This is a genomic window from Pseudomonas sp. RA_5y_Pfl1_P24 (assembly GCF_963970945.1).
Taxonomy (GTDB): Bacteria; Pseudomonadota; Gammaproteobacteria; order Pseudomonadales; family Pseudomonadaceae; genus Aquipseudomonas; species Aquipseudomonas tritici.
On the sequence record NZ_CAXAOJ010000012.1, the window covers coordinates 91396 to 113066 of the forward strand.

Annotated in this window: 15 protein-coding genes and 2 pseudogenes; 5 read left to right on the forward strand and 12 right to left on the reverse strand. The window is 59.4% G+C overall.

The features are described 5' to 3' along the window. The first annotated feature begins 53 nt into the window (after window positions 1-53). A complete protein-coding gene (locus AACY30_RS20595; RefSeq protein ID WP_339418399.1) occupies window positions 54-980 on the forward strand; it encodes a carbon-nitrogen hydrolase family protein in 927 nt (308 codons plus the stop codon). Here the strand turns inward: AACY30_RS20595 and AACY30_RS20600 are convergent. From AACY30_RS20600 to AACY30_RS20610, 3 genes are read right to left on the reverse strand one after another with little or no spacing between them, the layout of a single operon-like run. Next, a complete protein-coding gene (locus AACY30_RS20600; RefSeq protein WP_339470853.1) occupies window positions 977-1552 on the reverse strand; it encodes a GNAT family N-acetyltransferase in 576 nt (191 codons plus the stop codon). The two genes, AACY30_RS20595 and AACY30_RS20600, sit on opposite strands and share 4 nt — an antisense overlap. A gap of 5 nt (window positions 1553-1557) precedes the next feature. After that, the gene (locus AACY30_RS20605; RefSeq protein ID WP_025857294.1) at window positions 1558-2019 is read right to left on the reverse strand and encodes an LEA type 2 family protein; all 462 of its coding nucleotides are present in this window, start codon (window positions 2017-2019) and stop codon (window positions 1558-1560) included. Between the two features lie 12 nt (window positions 2020-2031). Then, on the reverse strand, window positions 2032-3459 hold the full coding sequence (locus AACY30_RS20610) for a nucleobase:cation symporter-2 family protein (RefSeq protein WP_339541042.1): 1428 nt from the start codon (window positions 3457-3459) through the stop codon (window positions 2032-2034). A gap of 83 nt (window positions 3460-3542) precedes the next feature. Here AACY30_RS20610 and AACY30_RS27605 point away from each other — a divergent pair. Continuing rightward, window positions 3543-3864, forward strand: a pseudogene (locus tag AACY30_RS27605) (HAMP domain-containing protein); the annotation flags it as partial. A gap of 91 nt (window positions 3865-3955) precedes the next feature. Here AACY30_RS27605 and AACY30_RS20620 read toward each other — a convergent pair. The 5 genes from AACY30_RS20620 to AACY30_RS20640 form a co-directional block, all read right to left on the reverse strand. Beyond that, on the reverse strand, window positions 3956-4933 hold the full coding sequence (locus AACY30_RS20620; RefSeq protein WP_339541043.1) for a 2-hydroxyacid dehydrogenase: 978 nt from the start codon (window positions 4931-4933) through the stop codon (window positions 3956-3958). Then, the gene (locus tag AACY30_RS20625) at window positions 4930-6222 is read right to left on the reverse strand and encodes an MFS transporter (protein WP_339470857.1); all 1293 of its coding nucleotides are present in this window, start codon (window positions 6220-6222) and stop codon (window positions 4930-4932) included. Before AACY30_RS20625 ends, AACY30_RS20620 begins: the two co-directional genes overlap by 4 nt. Window positions 6223-6267: 45 nt before the next feature. After that, entirely contained in the window at window positions 6268-7209 is a 942-nt protein-coding gene (locus AACY30_RS20630) for a sugar kinase (protein WP_339470858.1), read from the reverse strand. Further along, entirely contained in the window at window positions 7202-7984 is a 783-nt protein-coding gene (locus tag AACY30_RS20635; RefSeq protein ID WP_339541044.1) for a sugar phosphate isomerase/epimerase family protein, read from the reverse strand. Before AACY30_RS20635 ends, AACY30_RS20630 begins: the two co-directional genes overlap by 8 nt. Before the next feature lie 91 nt (window positions 7985-8075). Next, window positions 8076-9104, reverse strand: coding sequence for a LacI family DNA-binding transcriptional regulator (locus AACY30_RS20640; protein WP_339470861.1), 1029 nt, complete (start codon window positions 9102-9104; stop codon window positions 8076-8078). Window positions 9105-9365: 261 nt separating this feature from the next. Here AACY30_RS20640 and AACY30_RS20645 point away from each other — a divergent pair, with 261 nt between their 5' ends. The 3 genes from AACY30_RS20645 (at window position 9366) to AACY30_RS20655 (ending at window position 16063) form a co-directional block, all read left to right on the forward strand. Further along, the gene (locus tag AACY30_RS20645) at window positions 9366-11354 is read left to right on the forward strand and encodes a hypothetical protein (RefSeq protein WP_339541045.1); all 1989 of its coding nucleotides are present in this window, start codon (window positions 9366-9368) and stop codon (window positions 11352-11354) included. Window positions 11355-11499: 145 nt separating this feature from the next. After that, complete coding sequence (locus tag AACY30_RS20650; RefSeq protein ID WP_339470863.1) at window positions 11500-13551, forward strand: hypothetical protein; 2052 nt, start codon at window positions 11500-11502, stop codon at window positions 13549-13551. A gap of 256 nt (window positions 13552-13807) precedes the next feature. After that, window positions 13808-16063 (forward strand): autotransporter outer membrane beta-barrel domain-containing protein, encoded by a 2256-nt coding sequence (locus tag AACY30_RS20655; protein WP_339541046.1) that lies wholly within the window; start codon window positions 13808-13810, stop codon window positions 16061-16063. A gap of 58 nt (window positions 16064-16121) precedes the next feature. On the opposite strand, the pseudogene AACY30_RS20660 reads toward AACY30_RS20655, so the two are convergent. The 4 genes and pseudogenes from AACY30_RS20660 to AACY30_RS20675 form a co-directional block, all read right to left on the reverse strand. Then, window positions 16122-16400 (reverse strand): annotated as a pseudogene (locus AACY30_RS20660) (LysE family transporter); the annotation flags it as partial. 93 nt (window positions 16401-16493) lie between these two features. Further along, window positions 16494-17135, reverse strand: a complete 642-nt coding sequence (locus AACY30_RS20665; protein WP_339470865.1) for a DUF1345 domain-containing protein — start codon at window positions 17133-17135, stop codon at window positions 16494-16496. A 115-nt stretch (window positions 17136-17250) separates the two neighbouring features. Beyond that, window positions 17251-20343, reverse strand: a complete 3093-nt coding sequence (locus AACY30_RS20670) for an efflux RND transporter permease subunit (RefSeq protein WP_339470867.1) — start codon at window positions 20341-20343, stop codon at window positions 17251-17253. 12 nt (window positions 20344-20355) lie between these two features. Then, the gene (locus AACY30_RS20675; RefSeq protein ID WP_339470869.1) at window positions 20356-21513 is read right to left on the reverse strand and encodes an efflux RND transporter periplasmic adaptor subunit; all 1158 of its coding nucleotides are present in this window, start codon (window positions 21511-21513) and stop codon (window positions 20356-20358) included. Window positions 21514-21671: the final 158 nt, after the last annotated feature.

The window sequence follows — 21671 nt, forward strand, 5'->3', positions numbered from 1 at the left end:
CATGATCGAGGCTGGCGGGACAATGGGCAACCCCTGACTTCGGAGTGATCGTGATGCCTGTATCGACTGTGGCGGCCCTGCAAATTGGCTCCTTGCCGGGTGGCAAGGCTGAAACCCTGGCGCAGATCCTGGCCTATGAAGACGAGATATCGCGCAGCGGCGCGCAATTGGTGGTGATGCCCGAGGCACTGCTGGGTGGCTATCCCAAAGGCGAGGGTTTCGGCACGCAGCTGGGGTATCGCCTGCCCGAGGGCCGGGAAGCTTTTGCCCGATATGTTGCCAATGCCATCGATGTGCCGGGCGCCGAGACCGAAGCACTGGCCGGTCTGTCGGCGCGTACCGGTGCCAGCCTGGTGCTTGGCGTTATCGAGCGCAGTGGCAGCACGTTGTATTGCACGGTGTTGTACTTCGAACCGGCGGGTGGCTTGGTCGCCAAGCACCGTAAATTGATGCCTACCGGCACCGAACGACTGATCTGGGGCAAGGGCGATGGCTCAACCTTGCCGGTAATCGATACGGCAGTCGGGCGCATCGGTGGCGCAGTGTGCTGGGAAAACATGATGCCGTTGCTGCGCACGGCGATGTACGCCAAGGGTGTGGAGGTGTGGTGCGCACCGACAGTGGACGAGCGTGAGATGTGGCAGGTGAGCATGCGTCATGTGGCTCATGAAGGGCGCTGCTTTGTGGTCAGTGCGTGTCAGGTGCAGGCTTCGCCCGAGGCGCTGGGGGTGGCGGTTGCCAACTGGCCGTCGGATCGCCCGTTGATCGCTGGCGGTAGCGTGATTGTCGGGCCGATGGGCGACATTTTAGCGGGGCCTTTGCTGGGTAAGGCGGGGTTGTTGACGGCGCAAATCGATACGGCTGACTTGGTGCGGGCGCGGTATGACTATGACGTGGTGGGGCACTATGCCCGGCCGGATGTGTTCGAGCTGACGGTGGATGAACGCGAAAAACCCGGCGTGCGCTTTATCACGGACTAAAACGCGGTGGAAAAAGGTGGGCGCTGGCTGGGGGATTTGGATTTCAGCCATTCATCGCGGGTCATTTCCCAGATGTCTTTTGGGAAGCTGCCCTCGACAAACTCGCCTTTCTCCGTCCTGATCAAACGCATGCCTGTGCGTTCGGAGATGCGCCGCGAGCCCCGGTTAGGCGCGGCCTTGGGCACGCGCATCACAGGGCGCTTGAGCACACCAAACCAATAGTCGGTCACCGCCGCGCTGGCTTCACTCATCAACCCTTGTCCCTGCCACTGCGGGCCGAGCCAGAAGCCTCGGTTGTTGTCCTGCTCATCCATCAAGCTGACATTGCCGATCAACTGCTCCGGCGCGCTTTTCAAGCGGATCGACCAGTGCCATTCCTCGCCACGGGCCATGGCGGGCAGGGCGATCTGTTCCAGGTAGGCGCGTGCACCATTGGCCGGGTAAGGCCACGGCACCAGGGCGTTCAGGTAGCGCACCACTTGCCAATGGGGGAATTGCTGTTGGATACCCTCTGCATCGTCGAGGGTCAGCGGGCGCAGGATCAGGCGGTCAGTCAGCAATACAGGCTGCATGGCGTTTACCAGGTCACCGTATTCGGCAGGTCCAGCGTGCCACGGTCGACAAAGCGCATCGTACCGAACAAGCCACCCGCCAGTTTGCCCCGCAGCACGTAGGGCAGGTTGTTCAAGCTTTGGGTCTGGCTCAGGCCCAAGGTCTGGCGCAACACGGAAAACGCTGAAACACTCACCGGCACCATCAGTACCGTCTCGGAAAAACGAGGGATAGACCCGCTCTGATCACTCACCCCAGATGCCAACGGCCGGCCATTGACCTCCAGATCCAGGGCCACGCCGTTGTAGTCAATCGCCGTTTCATTGGGGTTTTGCACCCGCAGCTTCACGGCAAAGCGTACTTCCAGATCCTGGCTTTGCAGCGGTTCGATGCCCACCACGTTGATGTTCACCGGGTCGCGATTGGGGAACAGCGCGCAGGCGCTCAGGGTCAGCAGCAGTAGCGATAGAACCATGAGCTTGCGCATATAACAGTGCTCCTATTTCGTGACGTCCGGGTCCTGCATCACCTTGAGGGTCGATGACTCCGGATCAAATTCATCTTCTTCCAGCTCTAAGAACTCTTCCGGCAGGAAAATGTTCAGCAGGATTGCACAGAATGCGCCCACGGTGATCGGCGATTCGAAGATGTTGTGCAGTGCCTTGGGCAGCTCGCGCAGCACTTCCGGCACGGCGGCAACGCCCAGGCCCATGCCCAGCGAGATCGCCACGATCAACACATTGCGTCGGTGCAACCCGGCTTCGGCAAGGATCTTGATACCCGCCACCGCCACGGTGCCGAACATGATCAGGGTCGCGCCGCCCAGTACCGGCTTGGGCATCAATTGCAGCACCGCGCCGATCATCGGGAACAGCCCCAGCAGCACCAGCAGGCCGGCGATAAAGTACGCCACGTAGCGGCTCGCCACGCCCGTGAGCTGAATCACACCGTTGTTCTGGGCGAAGGTCACCATCGGCAAGCTGTTGAAGGTGGCCGCCATCGCCGAGTTGAGGCCATCGGCCAACAGGCCGGACTTGATGCGCTTGATATACAACGGGCCCTTGACCGGCTGTTGGGAAATCATCGAATTGGCGGTCAGGTCGCCAGCCGCTTCCAGGGGCGAAATCAGGAAGATCACCGCGACCGGGATAAACGCCACCCAGTCGAACGAGAACCCGTACTTGAAGGGCACCGGCACGCTGATCAACGGTACTTGTGGCAGTGCCGCCAGGTCCACACGGCCCATCAGCCAGGCCACCACAAAGCCCAGGGTCAGGCCGATCACGATGGACCCCAGGCGCAGGAACGGGTTGTTGAAACGGTTGAGTACCACGATGGTCAGCAGTACCAGCGCTGCCAGGCCCATATTGCTGGCGGCGCCGAGGTCGCTGGCGCCAAAGCCGCCAGCCATGTCGGTCACCGCGACTTTGATCAGTGACAAACCCATCAAGGTAATGATGGTGCCGGTGACCACCGGGGTGATCAGCTTGCGCAGCTTGCCGATGAACTGGCTCAGCACCACTTCGATAAATGCCGCGAAAAAGCAGATGCCGAAGATCGTCGAGAGGATCTCATCCGTACCGCCGCCCCGGGCCTTGACCATAAAACCCGCGCTGAGAATCACACTGATAAAGGAAAAACTGGTGCCCTGCAGGCACAACAAACCCGAGCCAATCGGGCCGAATTTGCGTGCCTGCACAAAGGTGCCGAGCCCCGACACAAACAGCGCCATGCTCACCAAGTAGGGCACTTCGCTTTCCAGGCCCAGCACGCCACCGACGATCAACGTGGGCGTAATGATGCCGACAAAGCTGGCCAGCACATGCTGCAACGCGGCAAAAATCGCCGCGGTGAAGTGTGGGCGATCTTCCAAGCCGTAGATCAGGTCGGATTTATAGCGCGAGCGGGGGGCTTGAGCGTCAGACAAAATACGGGCTCGGGTCAGAAAATGGAGGCGCAGGATGCCAGAAACTGACAGTCGTCAGAAGTGTAAAAAAATATTTATAGAGCTACGAAGGTGCGATTACCGGCGTTATTGCCGTTTCGGTCGCTGCCGCATTGCTCACCGTACTGCTGGCCTGGCTGCTCACCCGCAGCATCGTCACGCCGCTGCGCAAGGCCCTGGCAGTCGCAGAAATCATCGCCAGTGGTGACCTCAGCAAACCCATCGAAGACGATGGCAAGACCCAGGACGTGCAAAATACCGCCGTGATGATCGAAGGCCTGGCAGACTCAGTCTGCAGCGGGTGCTAACCAGACCCGCGCGGCCAGCCATGAGCTGTCGCGCCTAGCGGTGGATTTGAATGGGATGGTGGCCCGATTCGTTAACTGATTTGGAATACGGTCAAAACTGTGGGAGCGGCGGTGCGACGATTCGACTTGCTCGCACCGCCGCTCCCACATAGGTTTTTGTGTGTCAGGGGTTACTGCTTCCAGGTAGTGGCATTCACCAGGTTCTTGGGCTTTTCCCCTGCCAGCGCCTGCAACAGATTATCCACCGCACACGTGGCCATCGCCTCCCGTGTCTCATGGGTCGCTGAGCCGATATGCGGCGTGGCCACCACATTGTTCAAGCGCAATAACGGCGAATCGTGATTCAGCGGCTCGTGCTCGAACACATCCAACCCTGCCGCCCGAATCGTGCGCTGTTGCAACGCGTCGATCAGCGCCGCCTCATCCACCACTTTGCCCCGCGAGATATTGATAAAGATCGTCTCCGAGCCCATCAGTGCAAACGCCTCGGCGCCAATCAATTTCTCGGTTTCAGCGGTGAGCGGTAAGGTCAGGCAGACAAAGTCGGCCTGTTGCAGCAAGTCGTTCAAGCTGCGGTACTGCGCGCCGAAGCGTGCTTCCACCGCCGGCTTGGGCGAGTGGCTGTGGTAGATCACCGGCATGCCAAAACCAAAATGCCCACGCTGGGCCAAGGCTTCGCCGATGCGGCCCATGCCGATGATGCCCAGGGTCTTGCCATGCACGTCGCTGCCGAAATGTGCCGGGCCAATGTTTTTGTTCCACTGGCCGGCGCGCACCATATCGGCCAGTTCGACCACACGCCGGGCCGTCGCGAGGATCAGCGCAAAACCCGTGTCGGCGGTGGTTTCGGTGAGCACGTCCGGGGTGTTGCTGAGCAGAATGCCGCGCCTCGTCAGGTAATCGATATCGTAGTTGTCGACACCCACCGACACACTGGCGATCGCTTTCAACTGCGGCGCCAGATCGAGCAGTTTTGCATCCAGGCGCAGGCTGGCTCCCAGCAGGCCATGGGCACCGGGCAGGGCGTCACGCAGCTTGGCCAGGCCAGCGTCATCCAGCGCTTCGATCAGCGTGACGTCGGCCTTTTCATGCAGGCGCGCCATCAGCGGCGCGGACAGTTTCTTGTACAACACGACAGACATTTTCATGAGGTCTTTACCTTCAACTCCAGGGTTGGCGCCGGCGAGCGGTCGCTGGCGCCGGGCTTGAGTAAAATCGTCAGCACCACCGCAAACATGAGCGCGCCGCTCATCAACAGGTACGAGGCGCCGGGCGAGCCGGTGCTGCTATTGAGGTAACCCACCAGGTACGAGCCACCGAACGAACCGAGGGCGCCCATGCTGTTGATCAGTGCCATGGCGCCCCCGGCGACGTTGGCCGGTAGGATCTCCGGGACGATGGCGAAAAAAGGGCCGTAGGGCGCATACATGCAGGCACCGGCAATCACCAGCAAGGTGTACGACCACCAGAAGTGTTCGGCGCCCAGTACGTAGGATGCGTAGAAAGCGATGGAGGCAATCAGCAGTGGCGGCCACACAAAGCGCTTACGTTTTTGCAGTTTGTCCGACCCCCACGAGACTACGAGCATGCCGATCACCGCCGCCAGATACGGCATCGCCGACAGCCAGCCGGCCTCGACCATGTCCATCTGCAAACCGGCCTTGAGGATCGACGGCAGCCACAGCACAAAACCGTACACGCCGATGCTCCAGCAGAAAAATTGCAGCGCGAGGATGATCACCTTGGGCGAACGAAAGGCTTCGGCGTAGTTCTTCACCGCCTTGATGCCAACCTGTTCAGCGGCCAGCGCGGTTTCCAGGTCCTGTTTCTCAGTATCGCTGAGCCACTTGGCATCCTTTGGACGCTCATCGGCCAGCTTCCACCAGATAAACGCCCATAGCACCGCCGGCAGACCCTCGATGATAAACATCCAGCGCCAGCTGAAATGCTGCACCAGGTAACCCGATACCACCGACATCCACAGCATGGTCACCGGGTTGCCCAGGATCAGGAAGGTGTTGGCGCGGGAACGTTCGGCACGCGTGAACCAGTGGCAGAGGTACACCAGCATGGCCGGCATCACCGCCGCTTCCACCACGCCCAGCATGAAACGGATCACGATCAGCATGTAGGCGTTGGACACCACGCCGGTCAGTGTAGCCAGGCCTCCCCACAGAATCAGGCTGACGAAAATCAGTTTTTTAACGCTGCGCTTTTGCGCGTAGATCGCTCCCGGCACCTGGAAGAAAAAGTAACCGAGGAAAAACAGTGCACCCAGCAACGACGACATGCCCGGGGTGATCATCAGGTCTTCGGCCATGCCGGAGGCGGCGGCGAAGCCATAATTGGCGCGGTCCAGGTACGCCAAGCTGTAGGTGATAAACACGATAGGCATGATGTACCACCAACGGCGGGTGGCGAGTTTCACGGTTTCCATGGAGTTGCTCCTGAGCTTGTTGTAGTTGTGGCAACAGGTGTTGGGTTACGCGACGGATCGGGTGTGCAACTCTGAACGGGTGGGCAAACCCTCCATATCGCCACGGCTCTGCACGGCGCGGCTGCCGATCCAGTTGCCGCGCCGAACCGCCTCGGGGAAGCTGAGGTTTTCCAGCAGGGCGCTGATCATGCCCACGGCAAAACCGTCACCGGCGCCGACCGTGTCCACGACCTTTTCCACCCGCACGGCGGCGACAAAGCCTTGGTCCATCTGGGTACGGTAGTAGGCGCCGTCCGGGCCGAGCTTGATTGCCACGGCTTCGGCGCCCTGGTCGAGGTAGAACGCGGCGATGTCGGCCGGGTCATCGAAACCGGTGAGCAAGCGGCCTTCACTCAGCCCCGGCAGTACCCAGTCAGCAAGACCCGCAAGGGCGTTTATTTCGCGGATCATCGTGTGTTGGTTGGGCCATAGCGAAGGGCGCAGGTTGGGGTCGAACGACACGCTGCGCCCGGCCTTGCGCATTTGTGTCATCAACTCGATGGACAGCTCGCGCGTCGCCTCAGACAACGCCGGCGCAATACCGGTGGCATGCAGATGGCGGGCTTGCAGCAAGGCAGGACTGATGGCCGCGATGGACAGATGGCTGGCCGCTGAACCCTTGCGGAAGTACTCCACCTGCGGATCATCGCCGGCTTCTTCGCGCGACTTGAGCTGAAAACCCGTGGGGTGCAACGTGTCGACCGCCACATGCCGGCAATCGAGGCCTTCTTTCTTCAGGGTGTCGACCACAAAACGCCCGAGGGAATCATTGCCCACACGGCTCAGCCAGGCCACGTTGAAGCCCAGGCGCGACAGGCCAATGGCGACGTTGCTGTCGGCGCCCGCGATGCGTTTATGGAATTGGGCCACGTGGGCCAGGTCGCCGGTTTGCTCGGCGACAAACATCGCCATGGTTTCACCAAACGAGAGGATATCGATCTCAGACATGCGCATTCTCCGCACGAGGTTGGCCCAGCAGGGTGAGGGCGGCGACTTGCTGCGCGGTGATGTCGATCAAGTCATCACCTTGCAGCGGAAATTCCACGGCCCGGGTAATACCTGGAGTCATGTGCTTGAGCAGTTGTTCCCACAGATGCAGGTCGGTGGCGCCAGGCGGCAGGGCGACCAACTTGCCATCTGCGCGACGGGCCACAGCCTTGCAGTGCAGATAATCCACATGCCGGCCCAGCAGGCGTGCGGCGGTAAGGGCGGATTGGTCCTGCCATTGCCAGTTGCCGATATCGAAGGTCATTTTTACCGGCAGGCCGAGGCGTTCCACCTCGGTGAAGAAACGCTGCATTGGCTCGATTCGGCCGCCGTGCAGGGTCTGGTCGTTCTCTACCAGCAGCTGGACCGGGTGGCGGGTGAGCAGGGCGTGCAGGCTTTGCAGGTCGTTAGTGTCGGTGAAGTAGCCGAGGGAGACTTTTAGCCAGCGCGAGCCAAAAGCCTGAGCACGGTCCAGGGTGGCGGGGAGTTCGGCGTTCGGTTGCGCGCGGCCGGCGACCCAGAGTTCCAGGGGCGATGAGAACACTGACTCCAGCCGATACTGCGCAGCCGCATGGGCCAGTTCGGCGGGCTGTTCGTGGGTTAAAAGCTCTTCACGCCACTCGATGCGCTGGGCGCCTGCGGCCGCCAGTACCTCGACAAAACTCGATTGGCCCTGTTGGCGCACCAGGTCGGCGCCGTAGCTGGAAAGGCTGATAGAGACGGGGTATTTGTGCATTGTTGTTTACCTCTGAAACCGGTTTCATTTTTGTATGCAAATCTTGAAATAAGAGTGGCGTTGCAGCTGTCGAGCCCCGGCGAGGCAGCTGCTACGGGGTGGTTCCTGGCTGAGGCTGGGTTGAGCCGCGAATGATCAGCTCGGGAACAAAATCCACCGTGCGCCTCGGCTCGGTATCGCCGCGCAGGCGCTTGAGCAAACAGTCGAACGCCGTGGCGCCAATCGCCTCGGTCGGCTGGGCGAGGGCGGTGATGCCATTGCCCACCAGTGGGTACCAGTCCAGATCATCCAGGGCGATCAGGCCGATATCCTCGAACAGGTTGCAGCCCAGGCGCTTGAGCGCACGGGTACAGGCCAATGCGGCGACGCCGTTGGCGCAGAACAACGCTTTGGCGCCGGGTTTGGCAAGAAAGGTTTGCAGATGGGTTTCCAACTCGCTATCGAGCTCCAGCACCGCACCGGTCAACGCCGGACGGCTGGCAATGTGTGCGTTGAAACTCTCCAGGCGCTCCAACCGCGAACTGGTGCCATCGGTGGCTTCGCTCACCAGTAGCACATTGCGGTAACCCTGTTGCTCCAGGTGTTCCATCGCCATACGCACCGCCGACGGGTTGTCCAGCCCGACGAGGTCGCTGTGCAGCGGCTCGACCTTGCGGTCCACCAATACCAGCGGCATTTCCCGTTGCAGTTCCAGCAGTTGGTCGAGGTGATGACCGAGGGTGTTCACGATCAGCCCTTCGATGTTGTACGAACGCAGCGCGGCCAGGTGCTGGCGCTCCTGTTCGTCATCGCGGTCGGTATTGCACACCACCAGGCTGTAGCCGTGCTGGCGGCAAGCGGTTTCGACGCCGTGCATCACGGCAATGGAATAGGGGTTGCGGATATCGGCGACCAGCATGCCGATCAGGCGCGTGCGGCCACGCTTGAGACCACGGGCCATCTGGTTGGGGCGGTAGCCGAGGTGTTCGATGGCTTGCTCGATGCGCAGGGCAATGGCATCGGAGAGCAGGGCGCGGTCGTCGCCGATAAAACGCGACACGCTGGCCTTGGACACACCGGCGCGCTCGGCGACGTCGAGCATGGTAACGCGGCTGCGCTGGGCGGCGGAAAATGTAGTCATGAAGACAAGCCTTTCTTATTGGAATAGACGACTGGCGCACAATCTGAAACCGGTTTCAGAAAACACCATGCAGCCTGAACCGTCAAGCACTAATCCGTGAAAGTCTCCGGTCCAACGGATCGTAAACCGACCAACGGTCTGCCTTACCTGTGAGTTCTGACAGTTTCGGATGCATCAAATTGAGTATTTAATTTCTTCAAACGTCGACCAGTATTTCCGTTGTTGGCGGCTCTCTCTCGTTGCAGCGTTGAGGAAGTTGTGATGCCAAGCACCTCCAGTTCAGGCACTAGCACGGGTAGCGCTTCTTTGAATGCGCAGGGCGCACTGTCATTAGCCCCGATGGGTATCACCGGAGTGGACCCCTTAGACCCTACGGGTCTGATAAAAAGAAATGTATTGCTTGCAGACCTAGAAGTGAAAATTCCCATGTGGGGCCCGGGGCCTGTGCCGCTGGATAGCCCGCACATCCTTGACCTCATTTTGATTCAAGGGGCAGCGGTTATTCACACGGAATCAAAGACTGTCACTGCGCCACCGCCACCGTTTCCGACTGAGCATGTGCTGACAATTGACTCCCTTATAATGCAATCCTTGTCCGGTCCTGTTCAGCTCTATTACGTTGTCACAGACTCATTTGGTGGACGCAGCGAACTAGAACCCAAAAGAACACTCACGATCGACCAGAACAACCCAGAGTTAGTGGACCCAGCCCAGCATCTTGAGTTTGTGGTGCCGCCATCACCGGCAGTCGATGAAACGTACCTGCTCAATAACGATCCGGTGGCATTTCACCTTCTCCCTTATACTGGCCGCAGCGACGGCGACAAAATTCACCTCTATCTGTCCAATGCTGCAAACCCTCCGGTTGCCGGGCCGGATTATATTTATGAGTTGGTGTTGAGTGGCGATCCATTGATCGTCTATCTGCCGGCGGATAAGTTCCGTGGGTTGATCAATGGTGCTGCGTTTATCTTCTATCGAATTTTCGACAGGGCCGGTAATTTCAGTGTCCGCAGTGCCGGTCTTCCCTTTCAGTTGGCGCTGATTCCATTGCCCGGGCCACGGCCACTGCCGGAAATCTATCCGCCTGAACGTTACAGTGATGCGCTGATCAATCGTGAAGACGCCCGCGCAGGGATCTACGTCAGGATCAACGGCTATACCGATTGGGCGCCAGGGGATCAGGTCCGCGTTTACTGGAAAGACCGTCCCGCACCGCTTCAGGATGTGCTTGGTTTTCCCACCGATGTACCGATTGATTGGTCGGTTCTACGGGGGCCGTTGACGGACCCGCTGGCGCCAGAAACAGTGCCGGTGCGCTACGAGATTATTCGCGGCAGCCTGCCGCCATTTCCGTCCTTCGCGATACCTGTCGATGTCAACTTGACGATCGCCGGGCAGGACCATGCCAACGCGCCGGCCTTGCTCAACCAAGACTTGCCCCTGGCGCAGGTGTGGGGGCTTGTCTCCAACACCAAGAACGTAGTCAACCATGATGACAATCCGGCAGGTGCTCGTGCGCGTGTATTGCTTTATCAGGACCCGCAGCCTGGTCAGATAGTGCGCTTTTACTGGAATGGGATTGGGCCGGTTGCCTCCTATACCGTCCAGCCCGGTGATGTGGAAGGCCAGTTGGTATTTTCTACGGTAATCCCCTGGGCCGTGATGGAGGGCTTCATACATCCTGCACTGCCGGTGTATTACACCACCAGTAACGGAGTGAATGACCAACAAGCTGATAATACATTCGTGACGGTGAATACTGGCACGCTGATTCAATTTCCGGCGCCTGTGCTTAACCATACCTTGGTGGGGGGGGCGGGGTACTTGTCATGTTGCTCCAAGCCTGAAGTGTTTTTTGGTGTTCACTGGCATGTCACGGCTGATCCGCTCTTTGAACTTAATGACGTGATCAGGTTTTTTTGGGAGGGTTACGACAATAATAACTGGTCGCCGCCGGTGATTGTTGAATCGATGTTTGCAGAAAATGGCGCTTTTAATAACAGCGCTGATCTGGCGAATGGGTTGAACTTCGTTGTTGCCCCCTACGAAGATAAAGTTGTTCCCATGAAAGACTTCGGTACTGCGAAAGCGTGGTACCAAGTTAGGCGAGGGGGCGCACTGATAGGTGAGTCTTTGCCCCGAAGAATTCGTGTTGATCTGAACTATAGCTCGGGTGGTTATTGCAAGGCGGGCGACGTTGTTTCATGTTCAAACACGGGTGTCGCAACACGTGTGTCGAGCGAGTGAATGCTTTCCGGTCCCGAGTGTCGTTGTTGTGGGTAGTCGAAGTTACAAGGTTGTCGTTGTAATAATTAAACCTCAATGAGGTATTGGTGCGCGCCCGCGCACGCCGTGAAATTACTGTGCTATCTGAATAGCCGCGGAGATCAACATGAAAAAGAAAACGTTGGACACCATTCGATGCTTTGAGAACTCACGCAGGGCCAATCCCGGAATATCCGCTCTTTCTGATGGCGTACTGGAGGAGCAGGTCCCAGGTTTTCCCGGCTTGCTTACACGCGCAGCCTCATTGAGCGAAAATACAAAGTTTATTGTTCCCCGGCCGGACGACTTCAGTACGGACCCAGCTGAACCCGACACTTTCAAATTATGGATCAAGCCAAATGATGCAGCCGACTTCGGTGATCCTTATTTGACCCAAAGTGTATCTTCACTTCCGGCAACCGGGCTGGATGTGAATATCGCGCGAGCTCGGCGTGCACCCGGTATTCACCAGATCAAATATTCGTTTTTCGTCTTCAAAGTGGGTAACACTACCGAGTCTCTGCCCCAGTTATTGATTGCTGACCTTGAAGGGCCCTATGAGGCTTATGTTGGAACCATTCCCGCACCTATTCCTCCCAGTGACCTGCCTGCATCCGTGGGGGCTGATTACTTCTTGGCCAAGCCGAATGAATCTGCAGTCTTCACCATTCCGGACTATGACGCTTATGGCAGAGCCTCGGGCGATCGTGCACTGTTCTTCTGGGCTAATTCGGATGATCCCTACCTGCCCGTCGTAGGTAACCCTGACCCGTATTGGCTAATTCCCGCCGATCGCACTTTCCCCCTGCCGCTATCGGTCGTTCAAGGGGCTGGGGATGGCGTCCACAGCTTGCGGTATCTGATCGTGGATGCGGCGGGCAATCCGATGTACAAACAGTCAGGTGCCTTCAACGTTGACGTAAGCCTGTTTCCCAGCCCCAGCAATTTCAAAGCCCCGACCATCGATTTGGCTGTCCCCGGTGATGGGTTGACCAATCGCCCGGACGTAGCGGCACTCAACGGTTTGACGGTGCGCATCCCTGCCTATGACGACGTCTTACGCGCTGACGATGAGCTGGTGGTCACCCTCACCACCAGCCTCGGTTCGCACACTGAGTTACCTTTTCCCGTGGGCAGTGCAACCTTCCCGGTACCCATCCAGATCAGTTACCCCACGCTGGTAGCACTCTACGGTGCAACGGTGGGGCTGTTGCCACTGACGGTTTCTTATTCTATCAAGCGCCGCACCGTTTCCTATCCAGCGGTCTTGACTGCGACGACCGATTTGGATCTGTTTGTGGTAGGGCCTACACCGGGTGGACCAGACCCGATCAATATCAATCTGAATCCAGTTCGGGTGATCGGTAAAGACTTCGTAGGTGCAGAAGGACCTGACAATGAACTGACTCCAGAGCATGCCACGCGCGATGCTGTCGCGCGCATTAAGCTTTGGAGTGATCCACCCACCCCCGACGCTCGAGCCTTTACGATCAGGCTTTATTATGACGGGCTTTTTGTACCTCCCGCCCTGCCTGTACCCAATGGCGTAGCTGATCAAGAAATTGACATGACCATCCCCTGGGCCGCTATCGTCGCCGGAAAAAACGGCACCAAACTGGCGCACTACACCATCGAGGCGACGGGCAGCGCCAATACACAGCAACCACCCCTTACGCCTGTGAACGTGACGGCGAACTTTGTCTCGCTGGACAAACCTGTGGTGCGAAATCTAACGTCGGGCGTCTTCATCAACTGCGACAGCTTCGTACCCAAAGGACCTCCACCCGGTGATTTGGTGGTATTTATCCCGCCAAGCACTGAGTTTGCGTTGAACATGCTAGTGACGTTGCACTGGCAGGGCTTTAGCGATGATGCCGCTACCGCGGGTATGGAGGTGCCCGCTGCGGTGGGTACTGCAACTCACACAATTACCCAACAGTCCGAGATCAACCTTGGATTCACGATGAACCTCGGGCCCTATGCGACGATCTTCAAAACCATCCAACCGACGTTTGCGACAAGGCTTGCAGGTTCAGCAAAACTCTTCTACAGCATCCCGCAGGCAGGTGGAGCGCCCTTGAACTCCAATGATGCGATCCAGCGCGTACGCGGTCAGAAATCCGGAGCGTCGGGCACTAACGGGACCTTCTGCGATGGAGGCGCTGTACCCGGTCCATAGTGATTGTTGAGGGGCTATGCCAAAGAGCGGTTAATTCGCTCTTTGGCTTTTTTTTTGAAAAAAATACCTTCCTATGTCGGCGGCAGGGGGATTTACCTGGAGCAAAACGCCTATAGATGCAACTACTTAAGATAAGTCCTACATATACCGGTAATCACTCTGGATACCTTGGCACCCGCTCGATTGGCAGGCTCCCACGCACTTTGGAACCAGCCAGATTCTTGCGTAAAGGAACGCCAACCCAGAGGTACGTCAAATGTCATCTGTATTCAATTTCAAACCATCGCCTATAAGTCTCGCGTTGAAAGCCAACGCTGTCACGTTGCTTATGCTCATGGCACACGCCGCCGATGCCCGAAGCATCACCGCCCCCGATGATTTTGTGCTGCCTGGCACTCCCGCGGACCGCTATGAGTTGCAACCAGGCTCCGGATTCACCGTCAAAGGTGCAGTCACCAAGGACATTCGTGCCCAATCCGCGACCTTGGTGGTTGAACCGGGCAGTTCTACCCAGGACATCACTGGGTTCGATTCCGACATTCGTATAGACGGTTCTGATGTGATTGCGCGTAGCACAGCGCCTGCCGCCGTGCATGCTAACGACAGCAAGGTATTGATCACCAACAGTAACATTATCAACAACAACGGCACCGGGCTGATCGCCGCCCGTACCGACGGCAGCACGGTGGGTTCTTCCGTGAAGGTTGTCGATAGCACGGTCACCGGCACTCAACGCGGCGCCACTGCCAGCGCCTATAGCGTGCTGGACCTGATCGGTACGAAGGTCGAAGCAACCGGCGCCAGTGGCTTGGGGCTGGCCCTCTACAGCGGCCAGGCCAATGCCACCAACAGCCAGATTGTGGGTGGCAAAAATGGCGTGCTGATGGGCATCGATGGCAGCTCTGGTGTCATGGACAGTGCCTTGTTACTGGACGGCTCCAGCGTTGAAGGCAAGAACGGTGCTGCGATTGTCACCCGTGAGGGCACCCACGCGGATATCCAGGTCCGCAACGGTTCGAGCCTTCTCGGTAGCAACGGCAATCTGCTCGAAGTGACCAATGGCTCAACCGCCAACTTCAATGTTGACCACAGCGAGCTGTTCGGCGACATCGTGGTCGAAGACGGCAGTACTGCCAAGGTCCAGTTGAACAACGGCGCCTGGCTGACTGGCCAGTTGAAAAACGTCGCCGAGCTGAGCGTCAATGATGCTTCCAATTGGGTTCTGGTCGGCGACAGCAATGTCGATGCCCTGAAAATGGGCGGCGGCGCCGTGCATTTCGGTGGGCCGGATGAGTTCTATCGGTTGGACGTGAAAAGCCTGGAAGGCAACGGTACGTTCATCATGAACACCGACTTTCTGACCCATCAGACCGACTTTCTCAACGTGGAAGGCAAGGCTAATGGCAACCATAGCCTGATGTTGGCCGCCAGCGGCTCGAACCTGGCTGACGGCCAGCCGATCAAGGTAGTCCACACCGAAGGCGGTGATGCGCAGTTCAGCCTGGCGAGCGGTACGGTTGACGTGGGTGCCTACGCTTATGGCTTGCAGAAGGACGGCACCGACTGGTTTCTCGACCCGAACCGTAAGGGCACCAGTACCAGTGCCCACTCGGTACTGGCCCTGTTCAACAGTGCGCCAACCGTGCTGTATGGCGAGATGAGCATCCTGCGTACGCGCATGGGCGAATTGCGCTTCAGTGAGGGTGCGGGCAACGGGATGTGGATGCGCAGCTACGGCAACAAATTCGACGTGGCGGCGAACAAGAACGGTGCGGGCTACACGCAAAACCAGAAGGGCTTCACCATTGGTGCCGATGCGCCATTGTCGGGTGGCGACGGCCAGTGGATCGCCGGTGTCATGGCCGGTCACAGTGTCTCCGACCTCAGCCTTACCCGCGGCAGCAGCGGCGAGGTCAAGAGTTACTACGTAGGTGGTTACGCCACTTGGTTGGACGCCGAAAGCGGGCTGTACTTCGACGGTGTGGCCAAGCTCAACCGCCTGCACACGGAAAACGACGTGACCATGAGCGACGGCAAGAAAGCCAAGGGCAACTACGCGCAGAATGCCGTGGGGGCCTCGGCGGAGTTCGGCCGTCATATCAAGCTGGACAACGACTTCTATCTGGAACCCTACGCGCAGTTGTCGGCAACCATCACTCAGGCGCAGAGTTACGAGTTGACCAACGGCCTGCAAGCCAAGGGCGATCGTTCCAGCTCGGTGGTGGGTAAGCTTGGCGTGACCGCAGGCAAGAACATCCAGCTGGAAAGCGGCGGTGTGTTGCAGCCTTACTTGCGTACCGCAGTGGCCCATGAGTTCGACCAGAGCAACAAGGTGTTCATCAACGACCAGAGCTTCAACAACGACCTGTCGGGCTCGCGCATCGAGCTGGCGGCCGGTGTGGCAATGTCGGTATCGGAGAACGTCAAGTTGCATGCGGACATCGAAACCAGCCAGGGCAAGAAGATCGATCAGCCGTGGGGTGTCAACTTCGGCGTACGCTACGACTTTTAAGACAATCGCTCAATTAAACAGAGGGAAGCTGCGGCTTCCCCTTTTTTTACGTTCAGACCAGCACGCTCATCCAGGTCGTGGGGTTGACCCACTGCAAGCTGGCGCCGCCGATAATGCCCAGCCGTTTTTGTGTCGATTGCGCCACCATAGCCTGGGCCGGCGCGCGGAAAATCTGCCACGCCAGGTAACTCAGCCAAGCCACGCCGGCCCCTTGCATGGCAGCGTGAACCTCGGGTAACGGCGCCAGCGACTGGCCGACACCCGAGCCCACTATCAGCACAATCCCTGCTGCACCCAGGCAAGCCCCAAGGATGATCGGCAGTGCAGCCTTGAAGCCATCAAACTGTGCGCGGTCATAAAACACCGAGGCGGAGTAGGTGACGTTATTACCGCCCAATGATCAATGGGCGTCTAGAAGGTTTGTGCCGCGTCACCCAAACAGCCCGGCGGCGATATTGATCGAAAAACCCAGGATCGCCGTGTTGAACACAAAGCCGATCAGCGATTGCCCCAGCACGACTTTACGCATGCCACGGGTGGCGACGCCTACGTCGGAGGTCTGTACCGCCACGCCAATCGTGAAGGAGAAATACAGAAAGTCCCAATAGTTGGGTGTCAGCAAACCTTCGGCAAAACGCAACGCCGGCTCCTTGCCGCCCCAGGTGTAATACAGGCGCGCGTAATGCACGCTGAAAATCACCCCGATCAGCAACCATGAGCCGATCACCGTCAGCCCGGTGAAGCCGTAGTGCAGCAGGCGCTCAGAGTTGGCGAGGTCCTTGCTGCCGATCAGTTCGAAAGTGATGGTCGCCAGGCTGGCCATGGCGGCGATGCACACAGTGAACAGGACCGAACCGGCGTTTTCATCTTCGATCTCGGCGATGCGCTTGACGTCCTCGGCCTTGGCACGGCGGGTCAGCCACAGCATCAGCACCAGGTATGTCCAGACCCCGGCGTTCCAGCCGATGAGGATTTTGCTGAGCCACGTATCGGCCGGCGCCAGGATGCCCACGGCAAGCCCGAACACGGCGGCGGCGGAGAGGCGAGGGTGGGTACGGGCGAGGAAGGGCATGGCGCTCACGAATCGCGGGAATTGAGAGCACCATAGGTTGCGCCGCTGCAAGCTTCAAGCTGTAAGCGGCAAGTTAGAAGCAAGTCTGCTCTTACTTGCCGCTTGAAGCTTAAATCTAGTCGCTGCGTTTACGCACCAGCTTCATCACCACCACAAAAAACACCGGCACAAACACCACCGCCAGTGTCGCGGTGATCATCCCGCCGATCACGCCTGTACCAATCGCCTGCTGACTGGCCGAGCTGGCACCTGTTGCAATCGCCAGCGGCACCACGCCGAGGATGAACGCCAGCGACGTCATGATGATCGGGCGCAAGCGCAACCGCGCGGCTTTCAACGTGGCGCTGATCAGGTCTTCACCCTGGTCATACAGGTCCTTGGCGAACTCGATGATCAGAATCGCGTTCTTCGCCGACAGGCCAATGATGGTGATCAAGCCGACCTTGAAGAACACATCGTTGGGCATGCCGCGCAAGCTCACCGCCAACACGGCACCGAGTACGCCCAACGGCACCACTAGCAATACCGAGGTCGGGATCGACCAGCTTTCATACAGCGCCGCCAGGCACAGGAACACAATCAGCAGCGACAGACCCAGCAGTATCGGTGCCTGGGAGCCGGACAGGCGTTCCTGCAACGACAAGCCGGTCCATTCCTGGCCCAGGCCGGCCGGCAATTGGCTGACCAGGCGCTGGATTTCATCCATCGCCTCACCGGTACTGTGGCCGGGTGCGGCTTCGCCGGAAATCGCAATGGCCGGGTAGCCGTTGTAGCGCGTCAACTGCGCCGGGCCCTGGGTCCACTTGGCTTCGACAAAGGCCGACAGCGGCACCATCTTGCCGGCGTTGTTGCGCACGTGGATCTTCATCAGATCCGCCACCTGGCTGCGCTGGTCGCCTTCGGCCTGCACCACCACCCGTTGCATGCGGCCCTGGTTGGGGAAGTCATTGATATAAGCCGAGCCGATGGCCGAGGACAGCACGTTGCCCACGTCTGCAAAGGCCACGCCCAGCGCGTTGGCTTGCTTGCGGTCGACTTCCAGCTGCACTTGCGGTGCTTCTGCCAGGGCGCTTTCGCGCACGTTGGCCAGGATCGGGCTTTTCTCGGCGGCGGCCAGCAATTGCGTTCGCGCGGCCATCAACGCGGCATGGCCGACACCGCCCCGGTCTTGCAAGCGGAACTCGAAGCCGCTGGATGTGCCGAGGCCATCCACCGGCGGCGGCAGGACCGCATAGGCAATCGCGTCCTTGAGCTCGGTAAAGGCCATGTTGGCGCGGTCGGCAATCGACGCGGCGGAGTCATCGCTGCCGCGCTCCGACCAATCCTTGAGCGTGGTAAACGCCAGCGCGGCGTTCTGCCCAGAACCGGAGAAACTGAAGCCCATGATCATGGTGGTATCGCCCACCCCAGGCTCCTCGGCGTTGTGCGCTTCGATCTGTTCGGCAACCTGCACCGTGCGGTTCTTGCTCGCGCCCGGTGGCAGTTGGATGTCTGTGATCGTGTAACCCTGGTCTTCCACCGGCAGGAACGAGGAGGGCAGGCGCGTGAACATCCACCCCAGGCTCACCAGCAGCACCAGGTAAATCAGCAGGTAACGGCCGCTGCGCTTGAGGGCATAGGCCACCCAGCCTTCGTAGCGGTCGGTGAGGCTTTCAAAACGCTGGTTGAACCAGCCGAAGAAACCGCCTTTGGTAGTGTGCTCATCCTTGGCGATCGGCTTGAGCAAGGTGGCGCACAAGGCCGGGGTCAAGGTCAGGGCGAGGAACGCCGAGAACAGGATCGATACCGCCATCGACAACGAGAACTGCTGGTAGATCACCCCCACCGAACCCGCCATAAAGGCCATTGGCAGGAACACCGCCACCAGCACCAGGGTAATGCCGATGATGGCGCCGGTGATCTGGCCCATGGCCTTGCGCGTCGCTTCCTTGGGCGACAGCCCCTCTGTGACCATGATCCGCTCGACGTTCTCCACCACCACAATCGCGTCGTCCACCAGGATACCGATGGCCAACACCATGCCGAACATGGTCAGCACGTTGATCGAGAACCCCAGCAACAACATGGTGGCGAAGGTGCCCATCAGCGCAATCGGCACCACCAGCGTCGGGATCAGGGTGTAGCGCACGTTCTGCAGGAACAAAAACATCACCGCGAACACCAGCGCCATCGCTTCGAGCAGGGTGTAGACCACTTTGGTGATCGAGACTTTGACGAACGGCGAGGTGTCGTACGGGATCTTGTACTCAACATTGGCCGGGAAGTAGCGCGACAGTTCGTCCATCTTTGCCCGCACCAGGGTTGCGGTGTTCAGCGCATTGGCGCCAGGTGCCAGCTGCACGCTGACCGCTGTCGACGGTTTGCCATTCAGGCGCGTGGAGAACTGGTATTCCTGGCTGCCGACTTCCACCCGCGCCACATCGCCGATGCGCACGGTGGAACCGTCGGGATTGGCCTTGAGCACAATATCGGCGAACTCGGCCGGCGTGGACAGCTGGCCCTTGACCAGGATCGCGGCAGTGATTTCCTGGGTGTTGGTGCCCGGCAAGTCACCGATGCTGCCCGCGGATACCTGGGCGTTTTGCGCGCTGATCGCGGCGTTCACATCGGCCGGGGTCAGGTTGAAACCGATCAGCTTCTGCGGGTCGATCCAGATCCGCATGGCACGTTCGGCGCCATACAGCTGGGCCTTGCCCACACCGTCGAGGCGCTTGAGTTCGTTCATCACGTTGCGCGCCAGGTAATCGCTGAGCGCTACATCATTAAGCTTGCCGTCGCTGGAGGTGAGGGTCACCAGCAACAGGAAGCCTGCGGAGACTTTCTCCACCTGCAAGCCTTGCTGGGTCACCGCTTGCGGCAGGCGCGGCTCGACCGCTTTCAGGCGGTTCTGCACATCCACCTGGGCCATTTCCGGGTTGGTGCCCGGCTGGAAGGTCGCGGTGATGGTCGCCGAACCCAAGCTGCTCTGGGACTCGAAATACAGCAGGTGATCGGCGCCGTTGAGCTCTTGCTCGATCAGGCTGACCACGCTCTCATCCAGGGTCTGGGCCGAAGCGCCGGGGTATACCGCGTAGATTTCGACTTTCGGCGGCGCGACGTTGGGGTACTGCGCCACCGGCAGTTGCGGGATTGCCAGCAAACCGGCAAGCAGGATAAACAGAGCGACCACCCAGGCGAAGATCGGGCGGTCAATAAAAAACTGCGGCATTGTCAATGATCCTTATTGGCCGGGAGCCTGGGCGACGGGCGTCGGGCTGTCATCTACTTCGACTTTTTCACCGGGGCGCGCGTGTTGCAGGCCTTCGACGACGATGCGGTCACCGGGCTTGAGGCCACTGCTGACAATCCAGCGATCATTGATCACCGCGCCCAGCTCTACGGGCTGCTGGCTGACGGTCTGCTCGGCGTCCAACAGCAGCACCATCGGGATGCCAGCGCTGTCACGGGTAATGGCGCGTTGCGGCACGCTGAGGCCTTGCTTGTCGATGGCTTGCTCCAGGCGCACCCGCACAAAGCTGCCGGGCAGCAGGTCGAGGTCCGGGTTGGGGAATTCACTGCGCAGGATGATCTGGCCGGTGCCAGGGTCGACGCTGATCTCGGCAAACAGCAATTTGCCCGGCAACGGGTAGAGGCTGCCGTCGTCCTCGATCAACGTGGCCTTGGCCTGGTCCTGGCCGACCTGCTTCAAGCTGCCGGCGCGGAAGGCGCGGCGCAGGTCATTCAGCTCGCGGTTGGACTGGGTGAGGTCGGCGTAGATCGGGTCCAATTGCTGGATGATCGCCAGCGGCGTGGCCTCATTCTGGCCGACCAGGGCGCCCTCGGTCACCAGCGCACGGCCGATACGCCCAGAAATCGGCGCGGTCACAGTGGCGTAGCCCAGGTTCAATTTGGCCCGCTCGACGGCCGCCTTGTTGGCGGCGACGTCGGCGTTCGTCTGGCGCACGGCGGCGCGAGCATTGTCGTAGTCCTGGCCGCTGATGGCGTTGCCTTCCACCAATTGGCTGTAGCGCTGCTCTTGCAGGCGCGCCTGGAAGGCATTCGCCTCGGCTTTGCTCAGGTTGGCCTGGGCGCTGTCGAGGTCGGCCTTGAAGGGCGCCGGGTCAATGCGAAACAGCACATCACCCTGTTTCACGTCACGACCTTCCTTGAACACCCGCTGCGTCACCACACCCGCGACCCGTGCGCGCACTTCAGCGATACGCGGCGCGGCAATGCGCCCGCTCAGTTCGCTGGTGATCGACAGGGGCTTGGCTTCAAGGGTTTCGATGCGCACTTTGGCCAGGGGCATTTGCGGCGCTTCGGTGGCGGAGTTGTCACACGCGCTAAGGGCAAGGGTGAGGGCCAGCAGGCAAAACGGCGCAAACAGATTCTTCGACATGCTCTTATCCCAATATTGACTGGCGCATCCTAAAGTCACCCGCGCCGTGGTGCTGTGAAGCTGTGTAGCGCGTCTGTGAAGAAATGTAAGGTGCGGCGCGTTGTGAGCGTTGGGCGTATATCCTTGCACAGCCCTACATACGCCGAAGATCCAATGTG